General features: G+C 42.7%; 21 protein-coding genes, 1 riboswitch and 1 other annotated feature. Of the genes, 15 read left to right on the forward strand and 6 right to left on the reverse strand.

The genetic code is table 11. From position 1 onward, the window contains the following. The first annotated feature begins 69 nt into the window (after positions 1-69). From MPH60_RS21725 to MPH60_RS21760, 8 genes are all read left to right on the forward strand, one after another. Complete coding sequence (locus MPH60_RS21725; RefSeq protein ID WP_241590090.1) at positions 70-798, forward strand: ThuA domain-containing protein; 729 nt, start codon at positions 70-72, stop codon at positions 796-798. Positions 799-811: 13 nt separating this feature from the next. Next, entirely contained in the window at positions 812-1834 is a 1023-nt protein-coding gene (locus MPH60_RS21730) for a Gfo/Idh/MocA family protein (protein ID WP_241590089.1), read from the forward strand. A 17-nt stretch (positions 1835-1851) separates the two neighbouring features. Then, positions 1852-2892, forward strand: a complete 1041-nt coding sequence (locus MPH60_RS21735; protein WP_034305944.1) for a Gfo/Idh/MocA family protein — start codon at positions 1852-1854, stop codon at positions 2890-2892. A gap of 21 nt (positions 2893-2913) precedes the next feature. Next, the gene (locus MPH60_RS21740; protein WP_241590088.1) at positions 2914-3882 is read left to right on the forward strand and encodes a sugar phosphate isomerase/epimerase family protein; all 969 of its coding nucleotides are present in this window, start codon (positions 2914-2916) and stop codon (positions 3880-3882) included. 457 nt (positions 3883-4339) lie between these two features. Continuing rightward, the gene (locus tag MPH60_RS21745) at positions 4340-4660 is read left to right on the forward strand and encodes a PadR family transcriptional regulator (RefSeq protein WP_241590087.1); all 321 of its coding nucleotides are present in this window, start codon (positions 4340-4342) and stop codon (positions 4658-4660) included. Between the two features lie 71 nt (positions 4661-4731). After that, the gene (locus MPH60_RS21750; RefSeq protein ID WP_241590086.1) at positions 4732-5085 is read left to right on the forward strand and encodes a DUF1048 domain-containing protein; all 354 of its coding nucleotides are present in this window, start codon (positions 4732-4734) and stop codon (positions 5083-5085) included. A 132-nt stretch (positions 5086-5217) separates the two neighbouring features. Continuing rightward, the gene (locus MPH60_RS21755; protein ID WP_241590085.1) at positions 5218-5979 is read left to right on the forward strand and encodes an ABC transporter ATP-binding protein; all 762 of its coding nucleotides are present in this window, start codon (positions 5218-5220) and stop codon (positions 5977-5979) included. After that, positions 5980-6729, forward strand: coding sequence for an ABC transporter permease (locus MPH60_RS21760; RefSeq protein WP_241590084.1), 750 nt, complete (start codon positions 5980-5982; stop codon positions 6727-6729). A 29-nt stretch (positions 6730-6758) separates the two neighbouring features. Here the strand turns inward: MPH60_RS21760 and MPH60_RS21765 are convergent, their stop codons facing one another. The 5 genes from MPH60_RS21765 to brnQ form a co-directional block, all read right to left on the reverse strand. Next, positions 6759-6983, reverse strand: coding sequence for a hypothetical protein (locus tag MPH60_RS21765; RefSeq protein ID WP_241590083.1), 225 nt, complete (start codon positions 6981-6983; stop codon positions 6759-6761). 69 nt (positions 6984-7052) lie between these two features. Further along, positions 7053-7760 carry a 23S rRNA pseudouridine(2604) synthase RluF gene (gene rluF, locus MPH60_RS21770; RefSeq protein WP_241590082.1) on the reverse strand — a complete coding sequence of 236 codons (708 nt, stop codon included), beginning with the start codon at positions 7758-7760 and terminating at the stop codon, positions 7053-7055. A 114-nt stretch (positions 7761-7874) separates the two neighbouring features. After that, entirely contained in the window at positions 7875-8774 is a 900-nt protein-coding gene (locus tag MPH60_RS21775) for a DMT family transporter (RefSeq protein ID WP_241590081.1), read from the reverse strand. A gap of 165 nt (positions 8775-8939) precedes the next feature. Next, positions 8940-9872, reverse strand: a complete 933-nt coding sequence (locus MPH60_RS21780; protein ID WP_241590080.1) for an aldo/keto reductase — start codon at positions 9870-9872, stop codon at positions 8940-8942. A gap of 122 nt (positions 9873-9994) precedes the next feature. Continuing rightward, positions 9995-11326, reverse strand: coding sequence for a branched-chain amino acid transport system II carrier protein (gene brnQ, locus MPH60_RS21785; protein ID WP_241590079.1), 1332 nt, complete (start codon positions 11324-11326; stop codon positions 9995-9997). A 97-nt stretch (positions 11327-11423) separates the two neighbouring features. Next, positions 11424-11670 (reverse strand) — a binding site (T-box leader). Between the two features lie 207 nt (positions 11671-11877). Here brnQ and MPH60_RS21790 point away from each other — a divergent pair. From MPH60_RS21790 to MPH60_RS21815, 6 genes are all read left to right on the forward strand, one after another. Next, complete coding sequence (locus MPH60_RS21790) at positions 11878-12051, forward strand: hypothetical protein (protein ID WP_164468807.1); 174 nt, start codon at positions 11878-11880, stop codon at positions 12049-12051. 450 nt (positions 12052-12501) lie between these two features. Beyond that, positions 12502-15243: a GTPase domain-containing protein gene (locus MPH60_RS21795; RefSeq protein ID WP_241590078.1), complete on the forward strand. Its 2742-nt coding sequence runs from the start codon at positions 12502-12504 to the stop codon at positions 15241-15243. Between the two features lie 94 nt (positions 15244-15337). Then, a riboswitch (SAM riboswitch) is annotated at positions 15338-15443 on the forward strand. A gap of 115 nt (positions 15444-15558) precedes the next feature. Then, on the forward strand, positions 15559-16671 hold the full coding sequence (locus MPH60_RS21800) for a sugar ABC transporter substrate-binding protein (RefSeq protein ID WP_241590077.1): 1113 nt from the start codon (positions 15559-15561) through the stop codon (positions 16669-16671). Between the two features lie 56 nt (positions 16672-16727). Then, positions 16728-18230 carry a sugar ABC transporter ATP-binding protein gene (locus tag MPH60_RS21805; protein ID WP_241590076.1) on the forward strand — a complete coding sequence of 501 codons (1503 nt, stop codon included), beginning with the start codon at positions 16728-16730 and terminating at the stop codon, positions 18228-18230. A 1-nt stretch (position 18231) separates the two neighbouring features. Continuing rightward, positions 18232-19236, forward strand: coding sequence for an ABC transporter permease (locus tag MPH60_RS21810; protein ID WP_241590075.1), 1005 nt, complete (start codon positions 18232-18234; stop codon positions 19234-19236). A gap of 269 nt (positions 19237-19505) precedes the next feature. Next, positions 19506-19865 carry a winged helix-turn-helix transcriptional regulator gene (locus MPH60_RS21815; RefSeq protein ID WP_241590074.1) on the forward strand — a complete coding sequence of 120 codons (360 nt, stop codon included), beginning with the start codon at positions 19506-19508 and terminating at the stop codon, positions 19863-19865. A 72-nt stretch (positions 19866-19937) separates the two neighbouring features. Here the strand turns inward: MPH60_RS21815 and MPH60_RS21820 are convergent, their stop codons facing one another. Then, positions 19938-20468: an NAD(P)H-dependent oxidoreductase gene (locus tag MPH60_RS21820; protein WP_241590073.1), complete on the reverse strand. Its 531-nt coding sequence runs from the start codon at positions 20466-20468 to the stop codon at positions 19938-19940. A 777-nt stretch (positions 20469-21245) separates the two neighbouring features. Here MPH60_RS21820 and MPH60_RS21825 point away from each other — a divergent pair. Next, positions 21246-22229 (forward strand): ketoacyl-ACP synthase III, encoded by a 984-nt coding sequence (locus MPH60_RS21825; protein ID WP_241590072.1) that lies wholly within the window; start codon positions 21246-21248, stop codon positions 22227-22229. Positions 22230-22638 lie beyond the last annotated feature (409 nt).

Genomic DNA, 22638 nt, shown 5'->3' on the forward strand with positions numbered 1-22638 from the left:
ATAAAGAGGTATAGTTTAACATACAAAGCAAGTTGCCTTGAAATGAATCTTGAATGGAGGAGGGTGTTCATGAGGGTCCTGGTTTGGAATGAGTTTCGCCACGAGAGAACAAAGCCTGAAGTAGCAAAAATATATCCGGATGGTATCCATGGTGCAATTGCAGGCTTTTTACAAAGTGAGCAGGTCGAGGTGAGGACGGCTACTCTCGATGAAGAAGAGCATGGATTAACCGAAGAAGCATTGGAACGAACCGATGTACTACTTTGGTGGGGGCATGTTGCACATGATGAAGTTCAGGATGAAATCATTGCAAGGGTCCACAAGCGAGTACTCGAGGGCATGGGTCTCATCGTCCTCCATTCCGGTCATTTTTCAAAAATCTTCAAACGGCTTATGGGCACGACTTGCGATTTGAAATGGCGGGTCGCGGATGAAAAGGAACGGCTTTGGGTTGTCGATCCCAGTCATCCTATTGTTGATGGAATCGGAGAATATATAGAGCTTGAGAAGGAAGAGATGTACGGGGAACATTTTGATATTCCTGCACCAGATCAATTAATATTCGTCAGTTGGTTTGAAGGCGGGGAGATATTCAGAAGCGGTTGCACATATCAGCGGGGAAAAGGGAAGATTTTCTATTTCCGTCCAGGGCATGAAACATATCCTACTTTCCATAATCCGGAGATTCAACGAGTAATTAAGAATGCCGTTGATTGGGTCAAGCCGGAATCTGGAGTCGTAACGAAATATGGGAAAGCCGAACCGTTGGAATCCATCTCAGGCAAAGAGTTGAAGTGAAGGAGAGAACAAAATGGGCAAAGTGAAGGTAGGAGTCATTGGATGCGGGAGTATCGCGAAAAACAGGCATTTTCCGGAGTATGATGCACATCAGGAAACGGAGATCATTGCCGTTTGTGATATTGTGCAGGACCGGGCGAATGCAGCAGCACAAAGGTATGGCGCCCAAGCATATACTGATTATATAGAACTTTTGAAGAATGAGGAGATTGAAGCGATCAGTGTATGTACACCGAATTACCTGCATGCACGCATTACGGTTGCGGCCTTGGAAGCTGGTAAACATGTCCTTTGTGAGAAACCAATGGCCACTTCTTTGGTGGACGCTGAAAAAATGAATGCAGCAGCAGCGAAAAGCGGCAAAATACTAATGATTGGTCATAATCAGCGTTTTGTTCCTTCTCATCAAAAAGCGAAACAGCTTATTGAGAGCGGGGAGCTAGGGAAGGTCTATAGCTTCCGGACGGCTTTTGGACATTCCGGGCCGGAAACCTGGAGCGTGGACGGACTGGAAAGCTGGTTTTTTAAGAAGGATCAGGCAGTCATTGGTGCAATGGGCGATTTAGGCGTTCATAAAGCTGATTTATTACGGTATATCCTTGGAGAAGAATTTATTGAAGTGGGAGCCTTTGTGGAAACGACTGCCAAGAAAAATACAGACGTTGATGACAGTGCGGCCTGTATCCTCCGGACGGAGAGCGGTATCATCGGAACTCTTACCGCCAGCTGGTCTTATGCAAAAGAAGACAATGCTACGGTCATTTATGCGGAAAAAGCGGTATTGCGCCTTGAAGACGATCCGAAATACTCACTGATCATCCATCATGATAATGGAAAGACAGAAACCATCCAATTAGGAAGCATCCAGACTAATGACTCAGAAGGACAGCATGATTCCGAAGTGATCAGCCACTTTGTAAAGTGTGTGGTGGACAATGAGGAGCCTCTTGTCTCAGGAGTTGAAGGGTTAAAATCATTAAAAGTCATTCTTGGCGCGATGGAATCAAATGCATCCCGAAAAATCATCCGCTTATAAAGGGGTTAAAAGTCATCATGTACAAATTAAAAATGGGTATTATCGGTGCTGGCGGAATTGCCCAAAAAAGGCATATCCCAGCTTTTCAAAAATTTCAAGATAAAGTGGTTTTATACGCCATTCAGGATATAGATGAAATGAAGGCGCGAGAAGTGGCGCGTGAATTTCATATCGAAAAGGTTTTCACCAATTATGAAGAAATGTTTGCTGAAGTGGATGCTGTTACGATTGCAACGCCAAACAAGTTCCATGCGGAGATTTCCATTGCTGCTCTGCAAGCGGGTGTTCATGTGTTATGCGAAAAGCCGATGGCCATTACAACTGAGGAATGTTTAGCAATAACCGAGGCTGCAAACATATCGGGTAAAGTGTTATCAACTGCTTATCATTACCGCTTCATGAAAGAGGCCCAGGCTGCAAAGAAAATGATTCAGGCTGGTGAAATCGGTGAACCGTATGTAGCGCGTGTACAGGCAATCAGACGACGCAAAGTTCCTGGCTGGGGAGTTTTTACAAGCAAGGAATTGCAAGGCGGGGGAAGCGTGATCGATTACGGCTGCCATCTGCTTGATTTGGCATTATGGCTGATGGATGACCCAGAACCGATTGAAATCGTAGGTTCGACATATAATTATGTCAGTAAGGGTGTCGATCAGGTCAATTTATGGGGGAATTTCGATGCCTCGGTATTTGAAGTGGATGACCATGCCACGGCATATATCAAATTTGCCAACGGAGCATCTCTATTATTCGAAACATCATGGGCAGCGAATATCCGTGAAGAAGCAACTGTTTTGAGTTTATCCGGAACGCAGGGCGGACTTGATGTGTTCCCTTTAGTCTTGAATCAGGCTAAGCACGGCATGCTTTTAAATAGTGAAGCAGTATGGATGCCAGGGGAGGATACACCAGACCTGCAACAGGCAGAGAACTTTATCAATAGCTGCCTGGGGTTGGCAGAACCATTGGTAAAACCATCGGAAGCCATGAAAGTATCAAAAATAATCGAAGCCATTTATCAAAGCTCGGCAAGTGGGAAGGTCATGAGTATAAATTAATGAAAAGGTGAGGTGGGGCATGTGAAATTAGGGATCTTTACAGTGCTATTTGCTCAAAAATCATTCGAGGATATGCTTGATTATGTCGCGGATTCCGGATTAAAAACAGTTGAAATCGGTACAGGCGGGTATCCAGGGAATATCCATTGTCCACTCGATGAACTGCTGGAAAGTGAAGAAAAGCGCCAAAAATACCTCGAAGCCGTTCAAGCAAGAGGGTTAACGATCAGTGCATTCAGCTGCCACGGCAATCCAATCTCTCCAGATGAAGCATTCGCTAAAGAAAGTGATGAAACACTGATTAAAACAATCAAGCTTGCTTCCTTACTGAACGTCCCGGTCGTCAATACCTTTTCCGGTACAGCAGGTGATCACGAAGGAGCTAAATATCCAAACTGGCCCGTCGCCCCATGGCCGAATGAGTATACAGATGTGCTCAAATGGCAATGGGAAGAAAAATTGATCCCCTATTGGAAAAAGACGGCCGCCATCGCCGATGAACACAATATAAAAATCGGCCTTGAACTGCATGGGGGCTTTCTTGTGCACACACCCTACACCTTGTTAAAACTTCGGGAAGCTACATCTGATGCAATAGGCGCCAACCTTGATCCAAGCCATCTTTGGTGGCAGGGCATCGAACCAGTCGGGGCCATCAAAATCCTCGGGAAAGCGGGAGCAATCTACCACTTCCATGCAAAAGACACATACTTGGATCAGGATAACATCAATATGTATGGATTAACCGACATGCAGCCATATGGAAATATCCAGAGCCGTGCCTGGAACTTTCGCTCTGTAGGATGCGGCCACAGCCTGCAAGAATGGTCCGACATCATGAGCGCCCTTCGCACATATGGTTACGATTACGTCGTCAGCATCGAACACGAAGATCCGCTGATGTCAGTTGAAGAAGGGTTTCAACGGGCTGTAACCAATCTGAAAACTGTACTCATCAACGAAAGCCCAACTGATTTATGGTGGGTATAATTTAGAGCCGATAACGAGCAGCCTAATGCAGGTTGCTTTTTATTTTTTCGCCCTTACTCGTGAAAAAGAGGAATTCACGAGTAAAAGTGGAAAACTCACGAGTAAAAGCATGAAACTCACGAGTAAAAGCATGAAACTCACGAGTAAACAGGATAATTTACATCGGATGTATCCAATGGAGAGAGCTGATTTTTTAAAAAAATCAATTTGACAGTCACCCTACTGCGTGTTACAGCATACCTTGTAGTAAGTAACACAAGATACCAATATCACCGAGTAGTGAAGTTGCAAAAATATTTTTAAGAAAAAAAGTTGACACCTCCTCTACTCAGTGTTACAGTTTAGTTGTAATAAGTAATACTGAATAGTGTGATTACATTTCCAAAAGCTATTCAGTATAAAAATTCCTCTCGGAACACGTTATAATATAAGTCACAAAATAGAGGAGGCTCTGAACTTGGAAAATTTAACTGAAATGCTGAAAGGTTCGCTGGAAGGCTGCGTGTTGGAAATCATCAGCCGCAATGAAACCTATGGCTACGAGATTACCCGCCGCCTGAACGACCTTGGGTTTACTGAAGTCGTGGAAGGGACGGTCTACACCATACTCGTGCGATTAGAAAAGAAAAAACTGGTGAACATAGAGAAGAAACCGTCAGATATGGGGCCGCCCCGTAAGTTTTACTCACTGAATGAGGCTGGCCGCCAGGAACTTGAAATTTTTTGGAAAAAATGGGATTTTGTATCATCGAAAATCAACGTCTTAAAGTCAATCTAGCTTCATAAGATATTCCGTACGATATTTTGGGAGTGTCTTGTTCAGCTTTATCAATAAGGAGGAAAATTAACATGTTGGAAATGTTCAAAAAAATGATTGGTGATAAAAAAGAGTATAAAATGATGATGGCACGAGTTGAAGCCCTGCCAGAGGACTATCAGTTTGTATTTAAGAAAATTCAAAGCTACATGTGGAATTTCTCAGCGGGCAACGGGATGGATATGCTGCACATGCAGTATGAATTAATCGATTTGTTCGAAGCCGGTGCGGCGGAAGGCAGACAAGTGCTGGAAATCACTGGGGACGATGTGGCATCCTTTGCCGACGAACTAGTGGCAAATGCTAGAACCTATTTCGCCAAGTATCGTGAAGATTTGAATGAAAGTATCATGAAGCGATTGGGAAAAAATAAATTCGATAGATAATTCCGACTGAATAGCTGGTTACAAATGTGAATTGCCACCTTCGCTATTCAGTTATATTTTTAACTCGGTAGTAAGTAATACAGATTATCAGTCAGACTAAATAGAAGAGAATAGGATAAGGAGGAAAAAAGTATGAGCATTGCAGCGATTTCTGTAAAAGGGTTAAAAAAATCCTTTAAAGACAATGAAGTTTTAAAGGGGGTGGATTTTGAGGTACGGCGTGGCGAAATTTTCGCACTGCTGGGCTCAAATGGAGCGGGCAAGACGACGATGGTCAATATCCTCTCGACGCTGATGAAGGCCGATGGCGGCGAAGTAGGCATTTGTGGCTTTGACGTCCAGCGTCAACCGGATCATGTTCGCCAGAGCATCAGCCTGACAGGGCAGTTTGCAGCTTTAGACGGTATGCTCACCGGGCGGGAAAACCTGATGATGATCGCCAAGTTGAGGGGAGTTTCCAATCCTGCTCAAGTCGCCGACAATCTGCTTGCGAGATTCAGCCTTACTGATGCGGCCAACCGCCGGGCGGATAAATATTCCGGCGGGATGAAGCGCCGTCTTGACATCGCCATGAGCCTTATCGGGACGCCAGCAGTCATTTTTCTCGACGAACCGACGACAGGGCTTGACCCCGAAGCGCGGATTGAAGTCTGGGATACCGTCAAGGAGCTTGCCGATGGCGGCACGACAATCTTGCTGACGACCCAGTACCTGGAGGAAGCCGAACAACTGGCGGACCGTATCGCCATCCTGCATGGCGGAAAAATCATCTCGACCGGGACCCTTACCGAACTCAAGGAGATGTTCCCGCCAGCGAAAGTGGAGTACATCGAGAAGCAGCCGACATTGGAGGAAATTTTCCTCGCGATCATTGGCAAAAAGGAGAAGATGTAAATGAAAAGCAAAACATGGGTATTACTAGGACGTTTAATGAGCAACATCATGCGCAGCCCGGATACAATTATCACGGTGGCGATTACGCCGATTATGATGCTGCTGCTGTTTGTCTACGTATTTGGCGGCGCCATTGAAACAGGCACGGACAATTACGTCAATTATTTATTGCCAGGAATTTTACTGATGGCTATCGCATCCGGGGTCGCTTACACTTCCGTGCGGCTGTTTACCGATGTCAAGAGCGGTCTGATGGCGCGTTTCATTACCATGCCCATCAAGCGCTCGTCCGTATTGTGGGCTCACGTGTTGACCTCGCTTGTTTCCAATGCGCTTACTGTCGTGGTGGTAATCCTGGTCGCGCTCTTAATGGGCTTCCGTTCCAACGCTGATATCCTGGATTGGCTCGCGGTAGCTGGGATACTCGGGCTGTTTACGCTAGCGCTGACATGGCTTGCTGTCATACCCGGATTGACAGCGGGGTCTATGGAAGGTGCTACAGCCTATTCATATCCGCTGATTTTCCTGCCGTTTATCAGTTCGGCCTTTGTCCCCACCGAAACGATGCCTAAAATTGTTCGTGCGTTCGCTGAGAACCAGCCCGTGACTTCAATCGTGAATGCGATTCGTGCCCTCTTGTATGAAGGGTCTGTTGGCAACGATATTTGGATCGCGCTTGCCTGGTGCGTCGGCATAATGGTCATCGCTTACTTCTTCGCCAGTAAAGCATTTAGACGCCAGTTAGGGTAAGAACAAAAAAACGAGTAAATCCGCAAAACTCACGAGTAAAAGTGCAAACTCACGAGTAAAAGTGCAAAATTCACGAGTAAAACAGCAAAATTCACGAGTAAAACCGCAGAATTCACGAGTAAAAGTGCAAAACTCACGAGTAAATTCCCAAAACTCACGAGTAAAGTAGAATTCACGAGTAAAAGCGTGAAACTCACAAGTAAAATCGCCAAACTTACGAGTAAATCCGCAAAACTCACGAGTAATCGTTGCAAACTACACTTGCTGAAGATTCTTCTGATTAAAAAAACGATGCCCCCGGAACTCTGGGGGCATCTTCATTATCATCTTTGCCTTGGGGTGTAATCCAATTCATTAAATAGTTCTGTCAATTCATCCTCGGTCAGGTCGCGCCATTGTCCGTTCGCCAGTCCGTCCAGATGGATGTTCATGATCCGGATTCGATGTAAATCACGGACTTCATACCCCAGTGCGGAGCACATCCGGCGGATTTGTCTGTTCAGTCCTTGCATCAAAGTGATGTTAAATGTATATTTGGTCAACTGCTCAACCTTGCAAGGAAGTGTTTTCGTATCCAAAATCTCCACTCCGGAGGACATATCTTGTATGAAGGACGCGGTAATTGGCTTATCCACGGTTACGATGTATTCTTTTTCATGCTTGTTTTCTGCCCGAAGGATTTCATTTACGATGTCTCCGTCATTTGTAAGAAGGATCAGACCGCTTGAGTCTTTGTCCAGCCGTCCGATATGAAAAATGCGAAGCGGATGATTTACAAAATCAACGATATTCCCTTTAATGTGTTTTTCGGTCGTACTTGTAATCCCTATCGGTTTATTCAATGCAATATAGACATTTTGCTGTTCGACTTTTATCGGCTTGCCGTCTACACGGACATCATCGCCGGGTTCAGCTTGGCTGCCGAGCTCAGCTACAGTGCCATTAATCGTCACACGGCCCTCGGCTATCCATTTGTCTGCGCCTCGTCGCGAGGTAATTCCCGATTCACTGATATATTTATTGATCCTCAACTAAAGCACACCTTTACATTCAGATTTTCTTCTTTAAAGAATAACGTAAATCATGGTGCATAGACAAGGGGAAAAGACAGAAAGCGTTCGTTGGTGAGAATTACTGGATGTTCTTTACATGTTCTTCGTGACAGCTGCCGGATATGCCTTTTTCTTTTTGCTTGTCAGGTAGACGCCAATAAAGACAAGGATGCCACCGATGATTTGGATGATCGTAATCGCATGACCTAAAACTAGGCTAAGGATGGCGGTAAATACAGCAATCAGATTCAGGTAAATTCCAGCCTGGCCGGCATTAATATGGCGAAGGGAGATATTCCAGAAAATAAATGAGCCGACAGACGGGAAGATTCCTATATATAAGAGACCCGTGATGGCTTTACTGCTTAAATCAAGGTTCATTCCCGAGCCAATGGCAAATGGAGCGACGAGAATCAATCCGAGAAATACAGAAACGGCAGTAGCAGAGATGATTGGAATGCTTTTCAGTTTTTTACCGGTTATTGAATAGAAGGTCCAAACGAGAATCGCCAGGATCATCAATAGGTCGCCTTTATTGTAAGTGAGCTGGAAAATATCTAGAAGGTGTCCTTTTGTCAAGACTAATAAAACGCCGAATAAAGATATGATAAGTCCGAGTGCATGAAGGAATGAAATTTTCTCCTTTAACAGCAAAGCGGAAAAAAGGACAATTAAGGCAGGGTTCATGGAATTGACAAGAGCGGCATTCATGGAAGTTGTATAGGTCAAAGCCCAATAAAGGAAAAAGTTATAACTGATGATTCCGAGCACACCCAAGACTAATAGTAATTTCCAGGCTTTCCATACACTCTTCCAGTCTGGCCTTTCAATCCATTGGGCTAAAGGAAACAATAAGAAAATGGCAATTAGCCATCGCATGAATGTTAGCTGGATCGGGGAAAGCTCGGTCACAACGTACTTTCCGAATATGTAATTACCGGCCCAGAACAAATTTGCCAAGATAAGAAATAAAATAACAATAGATTTTTTCATCAGACTGCCTCTTCCTTAATTTATGGAATATTCACTAAATATAACAAAGTGGAAGTACCTAAGCAATATAGAGAGCCTAGCAATCAATTTTTGTACAAGGATGAGCCACAGAGCAGGATAAAAAGGCCGTTCAGCAAAATCTGAACAGCCTTTTCACATCTCTAATTAAGCGAAAATGGCACTGATTTCGGCGATTTCATCCATGGTTAGATCGACATCCAATGCTTGTAAGTTGCGTGTGACCTGTTCTGGCTTTTTCGCTCCGGGAATCAGTACATCGATCGAGTGCCGAGTTAAATACCAAGCTAGTACGACATCGGCGACTTCGGTATGCTTCCTGTTGGCAATCGCCCGCACTTCTTCCACTTTTTGCAGGTTGCTTACAAAGGCTTGTCCTTGGAAAAGCGGACTTTTTGCCCGGCCGTCCTCGAATGTTGATTCCTGATTATACTTGCCGCCGAGCAGACCGGAAGCAAGGGGGAAATAAGGAATGAAGGAAATATCATTTTCGGCTGTATATGGCAGCAGGTCTTGTTCTGCCTCCCGTTTGAATAGATTGTACTCGGATTGCAGGACATCGACATAGCCGTCTTTATTCGCTTCCTTCAATTGTTCGTACGAAAAGTTCGAGACGCCGATTGACTTGATTTTGCCAGCATCCTTCAATTCCTTTAAGGCACCTACTGCTTCATCTTTAGGGGTATCGCCATCGGGGAAATGGATATAAAATAAGTCGATGTAGTCCGTTTGGAGCCTTTTTAGACTTGAGTCCACGGCATTTTTCAGAAAAGCCGGAGAGTTATCAAAGACGATGCTGCCATCGACAAATTTATGTGCCCCTTTAGTGGCAAGGACTATGTCATCGCGTCTGCGGCTCTCTTTAAGGATTTCACCGATAAGTTCTTCTGAACGCTCAGGACCGTAAATGTATGCTGTATCCCAAAAGTTGATTCCCTCTTCCAATGCCGTTCGCAAAACATCCCTTCCTGTATCCTCGCTTAGATTAGGGAAGAGGTTATGTCCTCCAATTGCATTCGTGCCAAGTCCAATCGGATTTACATACAGATCTGTTTTACCAATACGGGTTTGCTTAGACATATTACTTATCATCTCCTTTGACCCCATCATAACAAAAAGTGGATGCTGATTTCTAAAATAAAGCAATGCAGGCGTGCACAAAATAAGCAGATGATCTGTAAAATCACCTGCTTACTTCATTATTATAGTGTCTCGATTTCCAACTCCTCAGCTGGAGCTGTTTGTCCGATTTGACTGAGCAGAACGCCAAGGGCTGTACCGACGAGAGCAGGGATGATCCACTCCATGCCATAGGCGGAAAGGGGAAGGATATCACTCAAGGTTTGCACGGGTCCTAATTGTAAGCCGAAAGCATTCAGTCCGTCCATCAAGGCGAAAACTCCTGTGAAAGTCATTGCACTGCGATAAACCTTCTTCGGGTTTTTGAAATGACGGCTGAAGAATGTCAGGATAATCAAGACGATCGTTAACGGATAAGCCATTACAAGGAATGGTACCGATACTTTCAGAATTTGATTCAGACCCATATTTGAAAGGATGAAACCGACGATTGTTACGATCAGAATGACGGTTTTATAGTTTAGCTTCGGGAAAAGTTTTGAGAAATACTGTCCGCAAGCAGTCGTCAATCCGACGACGGTGGTGAAGCAGGCTAAAGTGAAAATGATGCCAAGAAGGACCTTTCCGCCAGTTCCAAGTAAAAGGGTCGATGCGACAGTGAGGATATCCGTTCCGTTTTCGAATGAACCATCGGCTGCCATGCGTGCCCCGATTACTCCTAAGGAGATATAAACTAAAGAAAGCAAAACACCAGCGATGAGACCCGCTTTTACTGTATATCTCGTCAATTGCTTTCGTTCGGAAATCCCCCTTTGCTGGATTGAAGTAAGGATGACGATCCCAAAAGCCAGAGAAGCTAGAGCATCCATCGTGTTGTAGCCTTCAATGAACCCTTTTGAAAATGCTCCTGCAGCATATGCTTCGGTTGGAGCTTGGAAAGGAGCATCAAGCTTTACGAACCCAACGACACAGAGAATGACCATCGACAAGAGAAGAACGGGTGTAATCCAGCGTCCCATGAAGGTTTCCATTTTTTCCGGATTCAACGAAATGGCATAAACGATGATGAAAAATACGGTTGTGAACAAGAATAGAAATAGTGATTGATTCATTGAATCGCCAAGATACGGCTTGAAGCCCATTTCATAGGCAACATTCGCATTCCGAGGAATGGCCAGAAACGGCCCGATGCTTAAATAGATGGCAACCATGAACAACGTGCTGAATAGTGGATGTACACGGGCACCGATGGTTTGTGCCCCGCCTTTAACAAGTGAGACTGCAATAAGCACCAAAACTGGCAGGCCGACTCCGGTGGCGACAAAACCGGCAATGGCCGGCCAGAAAGAAGTTCCTGAGGATGCTCCTAAAAATGGAGGGAATATAAGATTTCCCGCTCCGAAGAACATTGAGAAAAGCATAAGGCCGATAAATAATGTGTCTGTTTTTTTCATGGTGATTTCTCCTTTTTTTAAAATGATAACTCTCGCCGACTGGCCTGAAAAAGGCTAATGAAAGTGTTTTGTGCAAATAAAAAACTCGCCCCTGAAAATCAGGGACGAGTTTGTGCTCGCGATACCACCCATATTCCGCACTACAAAGAAGCTGCGGCACTCAGTCAACGTACGAATTCATACGTGATCCATTGTAACGGCGGAAACCCGTCAAAGCCTACTGCATTTTCAGCTTTGCATCTCAGAGATGATTTTCGGATAGGCCTTGGACATCGACTTCCACCACATGTCGACTCTCTGTGGAACAGGGTTCTCATCTTACTCTTTCTCTTCATAGATTTTATAATATAAAGACAATTTAGCAAATTCTGATTATGAAGTCAACATAATTTATCATTAATCCTTTAAAAGGAGCAGGAAATTAGTCCCTCGTTGGCGAAATTTCCTTTATCCAGAGGATTTTTTAAAGAAGAATGGGCTATTACTCCCTATTATCTTTCTAATCGCAACTATATTATAATAGAAGGCAGAACACTAAAGGAGACAACAGTATGTCTGAAAATAAAAAATTAAGCCTGGCGGATGCAGTCAAACAAAAACTGGCTCAAAAGCAAGCGGGATCAAGTAAAGATAAACTGGAAACAGGCGTTGTGAAGAAAACGAAACAGCTTAAAAGCCAGTTGACCAAAAAGCCGAATAACCAACGTAAGCGTACAGGGGTATAATCCTAATTTGTCAAAGGACAAGTACTGTTCGGAGCTTATCAGTGAGCAGTTACCTTTTATGAATGAGGGTACTGCTTTTTTATATGGATGAGGCAGGGTGATTTTGCTTTTTACCGTTTATAGGTAAGTTGAAGGGGTGGGCTTCTGGTAATTTAGAGGGATAATGAATGGTGCGCTCACCTCTAGAAAAAACATATTTTCTCGAATATGGAAATGACATCTTTGTATCGGTTTATTAAAAACATTACAGTTCCAATTGTTTCTGTTTTAAAATTGTAAGAGTGGTGACATGTTGTTACCATATTGTTTTGCTAAAATAACATTTTAAGGTTTTGTAAATGATTTTTTAACTAAAGGAACCTATAGATTGAATGTTAGGTCTACTAGAAGGCTTATAGAATCAGTGATTATCCTTTAATTGAAAATATGAAATATATCGGGGGAATAAAGATGGACGAACGTCTGATCGGAAAAAAATATTATGAAACGATGATTGAGGATACAAGGAAGCACCCCATTCAAGCTTTGGGTGAAATGTTTCTCGTGGAACAAAAAAAGGAAAGAGCGGATTTAACCGCAATTCGATTTGCTCAAGGAGAAGTATATTTTCAGCATCATGACTATGAGGCAGCCATTTTTAAATGGGAAAACATAGAAGGGGAACTTGGTTCATGGGCGAAGAAAAACATCGCTGATGCTTATTTTGAACTGGAAATGTATTCAACCGCAGAGGATATCTATAAATCCGTCGATACGGATGAAGCGGTCTTGAAAACAGAGGTTCTCTTGCAACTGTTTTCCCTGTACATAGTGGAATCGAGAAATGACCTGGCTTCCAATGTCGTGAAAGAAGCAGTCGAGTTCCAACCGGACTACCCGAATGTCACGGAAATTGCACGCGCCTTTTTTGAAGAGCAAAAGGATTGGAACAGTGCGGTTGTATTAGCGGCGAATGAAAGTATCCGTACAGAATCAATGGGCTGGTTCGATGTGCTGAAAACGTATATCCAGCAAGGTGTTGCCCAATCGATGGATCCGGATTATTTTTCAACCGTCCTTGGTTCGCTATACAACCTTGACCAGGAACGTTTCGAAAAGGTGACGGTTGCCCTGTGGAAAAACTATAAATATACGGATTCTTATTTTGAATGGCTGAGAGTGATTAATAACTTGATAGATACCATCGAGTTGAACCATGCGGATGTATGGGATGAGCTTTCCGTCTATTACAGGGATGCATATGCAGGTCTTTTAGAAGGAACGCACCTAATCAAAGATTTAAGTCCTGTCGTGCCAAGGTTGCTGGAAAACTGGCTCAAAATCGCAGACGGGGAGCTCTCGCTGTTTGCAGCGGCATCCGCGTTGTCCTGGAATGAAATCTTCCCGGATACAATCAATGCCTTGGTCATTCAGGATGCAGAGAGCCTGCTTTCGAAATCACCTAAATTGGGTGGCGGACTGGAAGCGGGAGAGAAACTGTTCAATTCCATTATCCAGTGGGCTGAAGATAATGATTTAAAGGTTGGCAATAAGCTTAAATGGATGGTAGACGGGCTTAAGGATACCCGGAATTTCAATCTTCTTCTTGCAGGAAGTACAGGAAATGGAAAGACATCCTTTATTCAGTCAATCGTTGGCGAGAGCATTGCCGCTGAAGATCATTCGTCACTAGTCAGTGTTAAAGATGGAGATGATCTGGAAATCCTTGAAATTACCGATACAGATAGCAAGGTTGTCATGGAGCTAACTGATTTGGATGAAACACGCCGCCAGCGCGGGACTATTGTCGATGTGACCATAATCAGTGACTACCTAAGAAATAATCATCTGCGCTTATTGGATACTCCGGGGTTCAATGGGGAACAAAGCGTGGAATCCGATTTCCAGGGCTATTTACATGGCAGTGATGGTTTGATGTTCGTTCTTGACGCCAGGGCGCCTTTCACCGGCAGCGAACGGGATCTGTTATTGGAAATTCAAATGATGGCTCCGAAACTGCCGATTCATTTCTTATTAAATAAAATGGATACGATATACAGTGATCAGGTCGCAGTCCGGATGGAAGACGAAACATGGGATAAAGTGAATGCATATTTCCCGAATGCGAAAGTATTCGCTTTCTCTAAACATTATGACAGCCGACAGCAATTGAAGGACCTTTCAGCCTTCCTTCAATCGAATTATCAAGATGATAATTGGAAGGAAAGAAGATCTGAAAAAATCCTGGCATTCATTCGTAAAACTTTATCTTATCTATTAGAAAAACGGGCAGCCAATGAGCGGAAATGCGAGCATTCCATCTCTTGGAATGAACAGATGGAAGTCAAGCTGAATGGAGCGGTCAATCAACTGGCTGATTTGGAAAAAGAAAAAAGTGAAAATATCATAAGGTCGTATCGTTCGCTTAAGGACGAAGTGAAAAATCAGCTTTATTCAAAAATTCCTGAATTACTGAGGGATTGCTCTAAATCGTTAACGGAAAGCAGTGATTTCAGTCAGGTCCATGTACAGTTAAACCAGGAAATGAATGAGCGGATTCAGAACTTCATTTCTGACAAAATCATGCCTCAATATTACCGTTCTCTTCAAGACTGGATTGCCAGTTCCCAAATGGAGTTCTCACAAAGCCAGCAGTTCATGGATGAAATGAGTGCCGGATTCAATGAATTATACAAAGAAGAACGGATTACACTGGCAGGTGACTTCAGGGTATTGGATGACTGGCGCCGTGATGCCGACCGGATGACAAGCAGTATCCGCATCGAAAACGTCAATATCCTTTTGCGCAGGACTCCATCACAATTGCTGCTTAAAGGAGCAGGGAAGCTATTTGGGGCGATACCGCAAAATAAAGCCAATATGTACAATCGTTATAAGAAATACCTGGAAAGTGAAGATTACCTGGATGTTGCGGAAATGATCACGGAACGTTTCCTTACCCAATTTGGATTGTTTGAAAAATCATTGGATCGTGACATCTCCCTTTTCTATCGCGGTTCATTTGCCTTACTTCAAAAAACGATAGAGCAAACGCAGACTGAAATTAAAGACTACCAGGCTGCATTGGAGCATATGAAAGAAAATCCGGAAGTTTACCGTGACCCTATCACCTTGTTCGAAGTGAAATTAAGGCAGTTGGAGCGGCTTGAAAAGATTGAGAAAAAGCGTCTAGCCCAGCTACAAAGAAAATAAAAAATAACGGGGAACATTTCAAATATTCAAAAATCTATTGACTTTACGACTATATCCCTATAAAGTGATAATTACGAAAACGTAACACATATATCTCTTATCAAGAGTGGCGGAGGGACTGGCCCTAAGATGCCCAGCAACCGTTCCATTAGGAATTGGTGCTAAATCCTGCAAAACAGAAATGTTTTGACAGATAAGAGAGGGACAAGTCTGCAAAACAGCCGATTAAACCTCTCTATATTAGAGAGGTTTTTATTTTGGGATTTACACCAACTTAACTGATAAGACTAATAAGTAATAATGGAGGGAAACAAAATGAAAAGGTCTATTAAAGGGATATTCATTTCAACCATCGCTTCGGCTTTGCTTTTAACGGGTTGCTCTACAGGTCAGAGTTCCACAGAGTCGAAGAAAGAAGAAAAAGTATCATTTGAAAATGTTCCGGAAAGATTTGCTGATGGAGATGGAGCCAGAATCAAAGTGATTCGTAAAATTGGCGGTGATGATCATACGGCCCAATACCTGGCGGGGGCGAAGGAAGAAGGAGAAGCACTGGGGTTTCAAGTGGATACGTACACAGCCAATGGTGATACGGCTAAATTCCATGATGCGATAGCGCAGGCTTTGGAGGAAGATTATGACGGCTATATCATTTCACATGGTGATGATGCCGCAACTGTGAATGACGTTCAAAAGTTGGTTGATGCAGGAAAAAGTGTTGTTACATTCGATTCAATAAGCGATCTATCTAAAATAGAAGGCGTGACATTAACTTCACAAGATGATGAAGCGTTGGCAACTCTGGCTTTTGATAAACTGATAAAAGAACAGAAAGGTGAAGCGTCAATTGCCTATCTTTGGGTGGATGGATTTCCTCCAATGGTACGAAGAAATGCAGTCTATCAGGAAAAATTAAAAGAAAATCCTGGGATTAAAGAAGTTGAAAGATTCGGAGTGGCCTCTGCTGATACTTCGGTTCAGACACAAAATGCTGTAGCAGCCATGCTGAATAAATACCCTAAAGGTAAATTGGATGCCATTTTCGCAACATGGGATGCCTTTGCTATCGGTGCAGCCCGGGCGATTAAAGAGGCGGGCCGAGATGAAGTTAAGATATATGGAATAGATGTTTCGAATGCAGATCTCCAGGAAATTCAATCGGCTGATAGCTCATGGTCCTACACGGCAGCAGTCGATCCCAAGTTGATCGGTGCAGTGAATATGAGGATTCTGGCTAAAAAATTAGCGGGCGAAGAAACGCCGCAAACCTATGACTTGGAGGCTTCACTTATTTCACAAAAGCAAATCCAAGCGTCAAAAGAAGCGGTGAACATGGCAAATCTATCTGGTATTGTCGATGGCTGGGGTGTATCGACTGAATTTGAAGAAGATTGGATGAAAGTTTTGAAAGATCATTATAAGAAGTAAAAAGAGACACTCTCTTTCCAGTGAAGGGAGTGTCTGTTCAATAAGGAGGAATGGACATGGGCAAGCAACTAGAAATGAAGAAGATTTCGATTGAATTTCCGGGGGTGAAGGCACTGAGTGATGTTGATTTTTCCGTAAAATCAGGGACAGCCCACGCATTGGTCGGTGCAAACGGAGCAGGGAAATCGACGTTAATGAAAGTTTTATCCGGAGCCCATGTTCATTATTCAGGTGACATTTTTATTGATGGGATGAAGCGGGATATCCGCTCGCCAAAAGCGGCTCAAGAACAAGGCATTCAAATTGTATATCAGGAAGTGGATACCGCCCTCATCCCTTATTTAACGGTTGGGGAAAATGTAATGTTGAATGATATGGTTCAAAACATGGGAAAAAAACAGATGGTCCAATGGAAAGAGCTGCACAACACAGCGGCTTCTATTCTTGAAGATATGAAAATTCGTGTCCCTTCGAAAAAGCTGGTAAGAGACCTTACTTTGGCTGAAAAACAGATGGTCCTGATAGCAAGAGCCGTTTCGACAGAATGCAAATTCCTGATTCTCGACGAGCCAACTGCTCCGTTAAGTCATACGGAGACGACAGAACTTTTTCGAATTGTAAATGAATTAAAGCAAAAAGGCGTGGGAATCATTTTCATTTCACATCGTCTGCCCGAAATTTTTGAAATCTGTGAGGAAATTACGATCATGAGGAATGGGGAGCGTGTCACTTGTCGAAAGACGGAAGACATGACCCGTACCGATGTGGTAGAGAGCATGCTTGGGAAAACCATGGATGAACAGTTTCCTGAAGTGAATGCTTCGATTGGCGACGTTATTCTGGAAGTGAATGGATTGTCAGATGCGGAGAAAGTTAAAAATGTCAGTTTGAATATTAAAGCAGGCGAGATAATAGGCTTGGCAGGGTTGGTCGGGGCTGGGAAAACGGAGCTGTGTAAAACCCTTTTCGGTCATACCTCGATCACAGCTGGTGAAGTCATCCTGAATGGTCGAAAGCTTTCCTTGAAATCACCGCACGAAGCAGTGAAAAGCGGTCTGGCACTTGTACCTGAGGAACGCAGGAAAGAAGGGGTCCTTGTTCAGGAATCAGTCTCGGCTAACTTGACGGCAGCTAGTCTTGGCAAATTCTCCAAGACATTCAGCTTCGTGAATCGCCAGGCGGAAAAGGAAAGAGCGAAGGAAATGATCGCAAGTCTCGGCATTAAAACTCCTTCTGGGGAAGTGAATGTCGAAAACCTTTCAGGTGGCAATCAGCAAAAAGTTGCCATCGGGAAATGGCTTATGGCCGATGCGGATGTATACATATTCGATGAACCAACGAAAGGGGTCGATGTTGGAGCCAAGAAGGATATATTCGAATTGATTGCAGAGCTTGCAAGGAATGGGAAAGCGATCATTTATGCATCATCAGAGCTTTCCGAAATCATTGGCATTACCAACCGGACATATGTGTTATATGACGGGAGCACTGTCATCGAATTAGAAACAAGTAAAACGAATGAAGAAGAACTACTATTCTATTCAACAGGAGGAAAATAGAATGAGCATACCCATTCCTGTTACAAAGACAGCGAAAGCGAAGAAAAGGGTGGAACTATTCGACTTTTTCTATAAATACGGCACCATATTGACGATTATCATTCTAATTGGAATTTTTGCCGTTTCCAACCCATCTTTCATTCAAACTACGAATCTGGTCAACATCCTGCGTTCCATTTCAATCGTGACCATCATTGCGATCGGCATTACGATATCCCTGACCTTGGATGGCTTCGACCTTTCGGTCGGCTCCGTCGCATCATTGGCCAATGCCATCGTCATCTCGATGTTTGTCTGGTTTTCACAGGATACATTAATTGCTATATTAGCTGCAATCGGCGCTTCACTTGTCGTAGGGGTTTTGAATTCATTCATGATCGTTAAATTGAGAATTCCCGACATGCTGATGACATTGGCTACCATGTTCATTATCCAGGGAATTGCCCTTACTTATACAAAAGGGGCAACGGTTTCGCAAAATATGGTCATGCCCGACGGGACATTCGCAACAGGACTGATCAGCCCATTTTTCGCCAAAATTGGTCAGGTGCCATGGATAATCTTGATCATGGCCGTCATTGTGATTGCGACCCATATCTTTTTGACTTATACGAAGCACGGTCGTTATATGTACATTATTGGGGGAAATAAGGAAGCGGCGAGACTTTCAGGGATATCGGTCAATAAATACAAAATCCTTGCCTATCTGCTTTCGGCACTATTAGCTGCAATCGGGGGGATCGTCCTTGCTTCAAGGGTCATGACATCGGAAATCAATTCGGGGTCCCCCTATTTAATGGATGCCGTCGCGGCAGCCTTCATTGGATCATCCGTTTTAGGAGCGGGAAAACCGAATGCCTTTGGAACCTTTGTCGGAGCAGTCCTGATTGGAATCCTACAAAATGGGCTGATCATGATGTCCGTTCCGTATTATGCGATGGATATCGTCAAAGGAACAGTGCTGGCCCTTGCGCTCGCTGTAACTTATTACAAACAAAAACACTAAAATGAATCCGTTACGTTATTGGGGAAATCCAAAATAATAAAAAAATCCTGTTGAATATGCAACAGGATTTTTCCTTTTTAAAAAGGGATGGGTTATGGGTATACATTATCTCCATTTTTACTTAATAATATTTATTAACGCTAATATGGGCAGCCACGGTAGCAAAATTTTATAGGAAACTTACTTTACCTTTCAATAAGATTGATTATGATCTATTGTAAAGTATGAACATTCATATCCTATACTTAACCAAAGGAGAGAGGAAACTTATGCGCGAAACCTGTGTTCCGACTGGCGTGAAACCAAATGACACTGGCTTTGGATATACGTTGTCCTTAATAGGCGGCAAATATAAAATGATCATTATGTATTGGCTGTCTGAAAATAAGGTTATGCGGCATAATCAGCTGAAGCGGAGTATCGGTACCATTTCCTTTAAAACGCTAAGCATCATGTTAAAGGAGCTGGAGGCAGACGGTCTTATCATACGCAAGGAATTTCCCCAAATACCTCCGAAAGTAGAATATTCATTATCTGAACGCGGTCTATCTCTCATTCCATTGTTAAATATGATGTGCGAGTGGGGAGAGAAAAACAGTTTGCCAGCTCAGGAGACTGTACGGCCGTAGGTGTAGCGATTTTGATTAAATCAAAAGAAGTATTTCCCTAACAAGGAAATACTTCTTTAATGAAACTGCCTATTAAAGGTTGTCGACAAAATTCAAATAATCTTGTGCGCTGCTTTCCAATTCACTTGCGGACGGCTCATTTTCAGCACCATAAAACGCAAAGAATGAACGATAGTCTGCATTGCAGTACTGGAAGGTAGTTTCAAAGGGAGATAATAAATGTTCAAGTGTATAGCGATATCTTCCCTCTTCACTATAATCCACTTGGTCAATTCCGGCAGATACAGCTAAAGCAGCTTTGCGATTCTTTAATTTATCGCCTCCATTTGAACCATATGCCCAACCATAAGTAAAAACATCGTCAAGCCATCTTTTGAGGAGTGGCGGACAATTGAACCAATAAAAAGGGAACTGTAAAACAAGATTACTATGCGATTCGATTAATTGCTGTTCTTTTTCCACATTAATGTTTCCGTCAGGGTAAACCCTATTCAATTCGTGTACTGTATACTTTTCCGGATATCTCTTGAGTTCTTCCACCCATCGCTTATTTATGACCGATGTTTCAAGACTTGGGTGTGATACGATAACAAGGGTTTTCAAAGATTTCTCCTCCTTAATTATTATTTATTTTAAGTATAAAGTGCACTCTGCAAGTACGTAAGTATGCACTTTTAGTATAGGTACTTACCTAAAGGAGAGTGTAAAGCAGGCATAAAACATTCAATCTATTGGATTAGTTAATCATTGGGATATTTGATATATTATTTATTCGGAAAAAGAAACGAATATTAATAAACTTGAATTTTCACGTTACGTTAGGAAATTAAAAGTGGTAATACCGGTTTTCTTTATGAACTGACGAGTGGTGAGATCAGGGCTGTCTTTAGACAACTGAGTTTGTAGACAAAAGGATATCCATCTAAATTTCAAAGCAAAGTTGATTGGAACGGAAGGTCGAGACTCCTGCGGGAAAAGCGAGTCCAAGGGAGACCACGCAGGCGCAAAGGCGCCGAGGAGGCTCCCGGACCGCCCGCGGAAAGCGTGTGCCTGGAGAGGAAATCAACGATTTTTGCAAACTCAATTAATATCGAGATAGTCACCCCTTGTGGTATCACTCGTCACTTCCAGAGTTTCTGCATTAAATGTTATATCATTAATAATTGCGTAACAGGATGTTCTTGCTACGATATACCTTACTATTTAGGAGCAGAATCTTCTTAATGATCAGTAGCGATCGTTCTTTGTCGTTCAGCTCTTTTTCTTATGGGTTTAAAGGAATCGGAAGTTGCATAAGATTTTTTTTGCTTTATAATTAGTACCAGGTGTTAATATCAAGTTATAAAATGATGCAATTCATACACACGAGGTGGCTATTCTATGTTCAAATCCAAAGCACGTATTACTGCAATAGGTTCGTATGTTCCTGAAAAAAGGTTAACAAATAAAGACTTAGAAAAAATGGTTGAAACCAATGATGAATGGATTGTTAAACGTACTGGTATTAAAGAGCGAAGAATTGCACATGAAGAAGAGTTTACTAGTGATATAAGTTATAAAGCTGTAAAGGATTTAATGGAACGGTATGATAAATCTGTCGAAGATGTTGATATGATCATTGTCTGTACCTTTACACCTGATTTCAACACTCCAAGTGTAGCTTCTTTAGTCCAAGCGAAGCTTGGTATTAAGAATACTGGAGCTATTGATTTAAACGCTGCCTGTGCAGGATTTACTTATGGGCTGCATGTAGCTAATGGATTAGTAACATCTGGCTTAAACAAGAAAGTTCTTGTTATTGGAGCTGATACTTTATCTAAACTTATGGACTATGAAGATCGAGCCACTTGTATTTTATTTGGAGATGGCGGAGGAGCAGTTCTTGTAGAATATGATGAAAAAGAGCCAAGTTTTATTTCTTCACATTTATATTCTGAAGGAGAAGGCGGGAAACATTTATATAGTACAAACCTATCGACACGTATAAATGGTGAAGACTTGAATAATAGTGGCAACCTTGTACAAAATGGGCGTGAGGTTTATAAATGGGCTGTTACGACTGTTCCAAAAGGAATGCAAACTGTGATGAAAAATGCTGGATATCCATTGAATGATGTTGATTGGTTTGTACCGCATAGTGCAAATTTAAGAATGATTGAGTCTATATGTGAAAGAAGCGGCTTTCCAATTGAACGAACTTTATATAGCTTAGTGGAGTATGGAAATACTTCTTCAGCAACCATACCATTAGCTTTAGATCAAGGAGTAAGTGAAGGAAAGCTCAATAATGGTGAGAAGGTTTTATTATATGGCTTCGGCGGTGGATTAGCTCAAGCTGGATTGCTTATCAATTGGACCTTATAACACTTTTTTCTACAACTGATAACTGAGTTTGTACTTTAAGAAGGCCTCTCATTGGGGGCCTTCTTAAAGTATGATTCTTTGCAGAATTATATATTCAAGATAAGGTAAAAAATATCTTTAAAACGATGCAGAAACATGACCTTCATTTGAACTGCAAATAAAGAGGAAATGATATCTATATAGAACAGTTTCCGTTATGTTTTTTACTCACGGAATCATCCTGAAGATGGGGAATTGCAAAAGCCACAAGAGCAAAAAATGTTTCGTGAAATTAAGGAAGCGATCTTACAAGGCTTTCCTCTGCCACTTTCGTGTTAACTGGCTGCAATTTTTAATAATTTCACCTTTCTACAGCAGTTCCGGAAAATTAAGCTGATTCCCTTGATATATCTAGGTTTTCTTCGGTGTC

Source organism: Peribacillus sp. Aquil_B1 (assembly GCF_022603275.1).
Taxonomy (GTDB): domain Bacteria; phylum Bacillota; class Bacilli; order Bacillales; family DSM-1321; genus Peribacillus.

What these genes read in the sequence shown, in the direction of transcription:
- MPH60_RS21725 (WP_241590090.1), top strand. Translation starts at nt 70, where the DNA reads ATGAGGGTCCTGGTTTGGAATGAGTTTCGCCACGAGAGAACAAAGCCT.
- MPH60_RS21730 (WP_241590089.1), top strand. Translation starts at nt 812, where the DNA reads ATGGGCAAAGTGAAGGTAGGAGTCATTGGATGCGGGAGTATCGCGAAA.
- MPH60_RS21735 (WP_034305944.1), top strand. Translation starts at nt 1,852, where the DNA reads ATGTACAAATTAAAAATGGGTATTATCGGTGCTGGCGGAATTGCCCAA.
- MPH60_RS21750 (WP_241590086.1), top strand. Translation starts at nt 4,732, where the DNA reads ATGTTGGAAATGTTCAAAAAAATGATTGGTGATAAAAAAGAGTATAAA.
- MPH60_RS21755 (WP_241590085.1), top strand. Translation starts at nt 5,218, where the DNA reads ATGAGCATTGCAGCGATTTCTGTAAAAGGGTTAAAAAAATCCTTTAAA.
- MPH60_RS21760 (WP_241590084.1), top strand. Translation starts at nt 5,980, where the DNA reads ATGAAAAGCAAAACATGGGTATTACTAGGACGTTTAATGAGCAACATC.
- MPH60_RS21775 (WP_241590081.1), bottom strand. Translation starts at nt 8,774, where the DNA reads ATGAAAAAATCTATTGTTATTTTATTTCTTATCTTGGCAAATTTGTTC.
- MPH60_RS21780 (WP_241590080.1), bottom strand. Translation starts at nt 9,872, where the DNA reads ATGTCTAAGCAAACCCGTATTGGTAAAACAGATCTGTATGTAAATCCG.
- brnQ (WP_241590079.1), bottom strand. Translation starts at nt 11,326, where the DNA reads ATGAAAAAAACAGACACATTATTTATCGGCCTTATGCTTTTCTCAATG.
- MPH60_RS21790 (WP_164468807.1), top strand. Translation starts at nt 11,878, where the DNA reads ATGTCTGAAAATAAAAAATTAAGCCTGGCGGATGCAGTCAAACAAAAA.
- MPH60_RS21795 (WP_241590078.1), top strand. Translation starts at nt 12,502, where the DNA reads ATGGACGAACGTCTGATCGGAAAAAAATATTATGAAACGATGATTGAG.
- MPH60_RS21800 (WP_241590077.1), top strand. Translation starts at nt 15,559, where the DNA reads ATGAAAAGGTCTATTAAAGGGATATTCATTTCAACCATCGCTTCGGCT.
- MPH60_RS21805 (WP_241590076.1), top strand. Translation starts at nt 16,728, where the DNA reads ATGGGCAAGCAACTAGAAATGAAGAAGATTTCGATTGAATTTCCGGGG.
- MPH60_RS21810 (WP_241590075.1), top strand. Translation starts at nt 18,232, where the DNA reads ATGAGCATACCCATTCCTGTTACAAAGACAGCGAAAGCGAAGAAAAGG.
- MPH60_RS21815 (WP_241590074.1), top strand. Translation starts at nt 19,506, where the DNA reads ATGCGCGAAACCTGTGTTCCGACTGGCGTGAAACCAAATGACACTGGC.
- MPH60_RS21825 (WP_241590072.1), top strand. Translation starts at nt 21,246, where the DNA reads ATGTTCAAATCCAAAGCACGTATTACTGCAATAGGTTCGTATGTTCCT.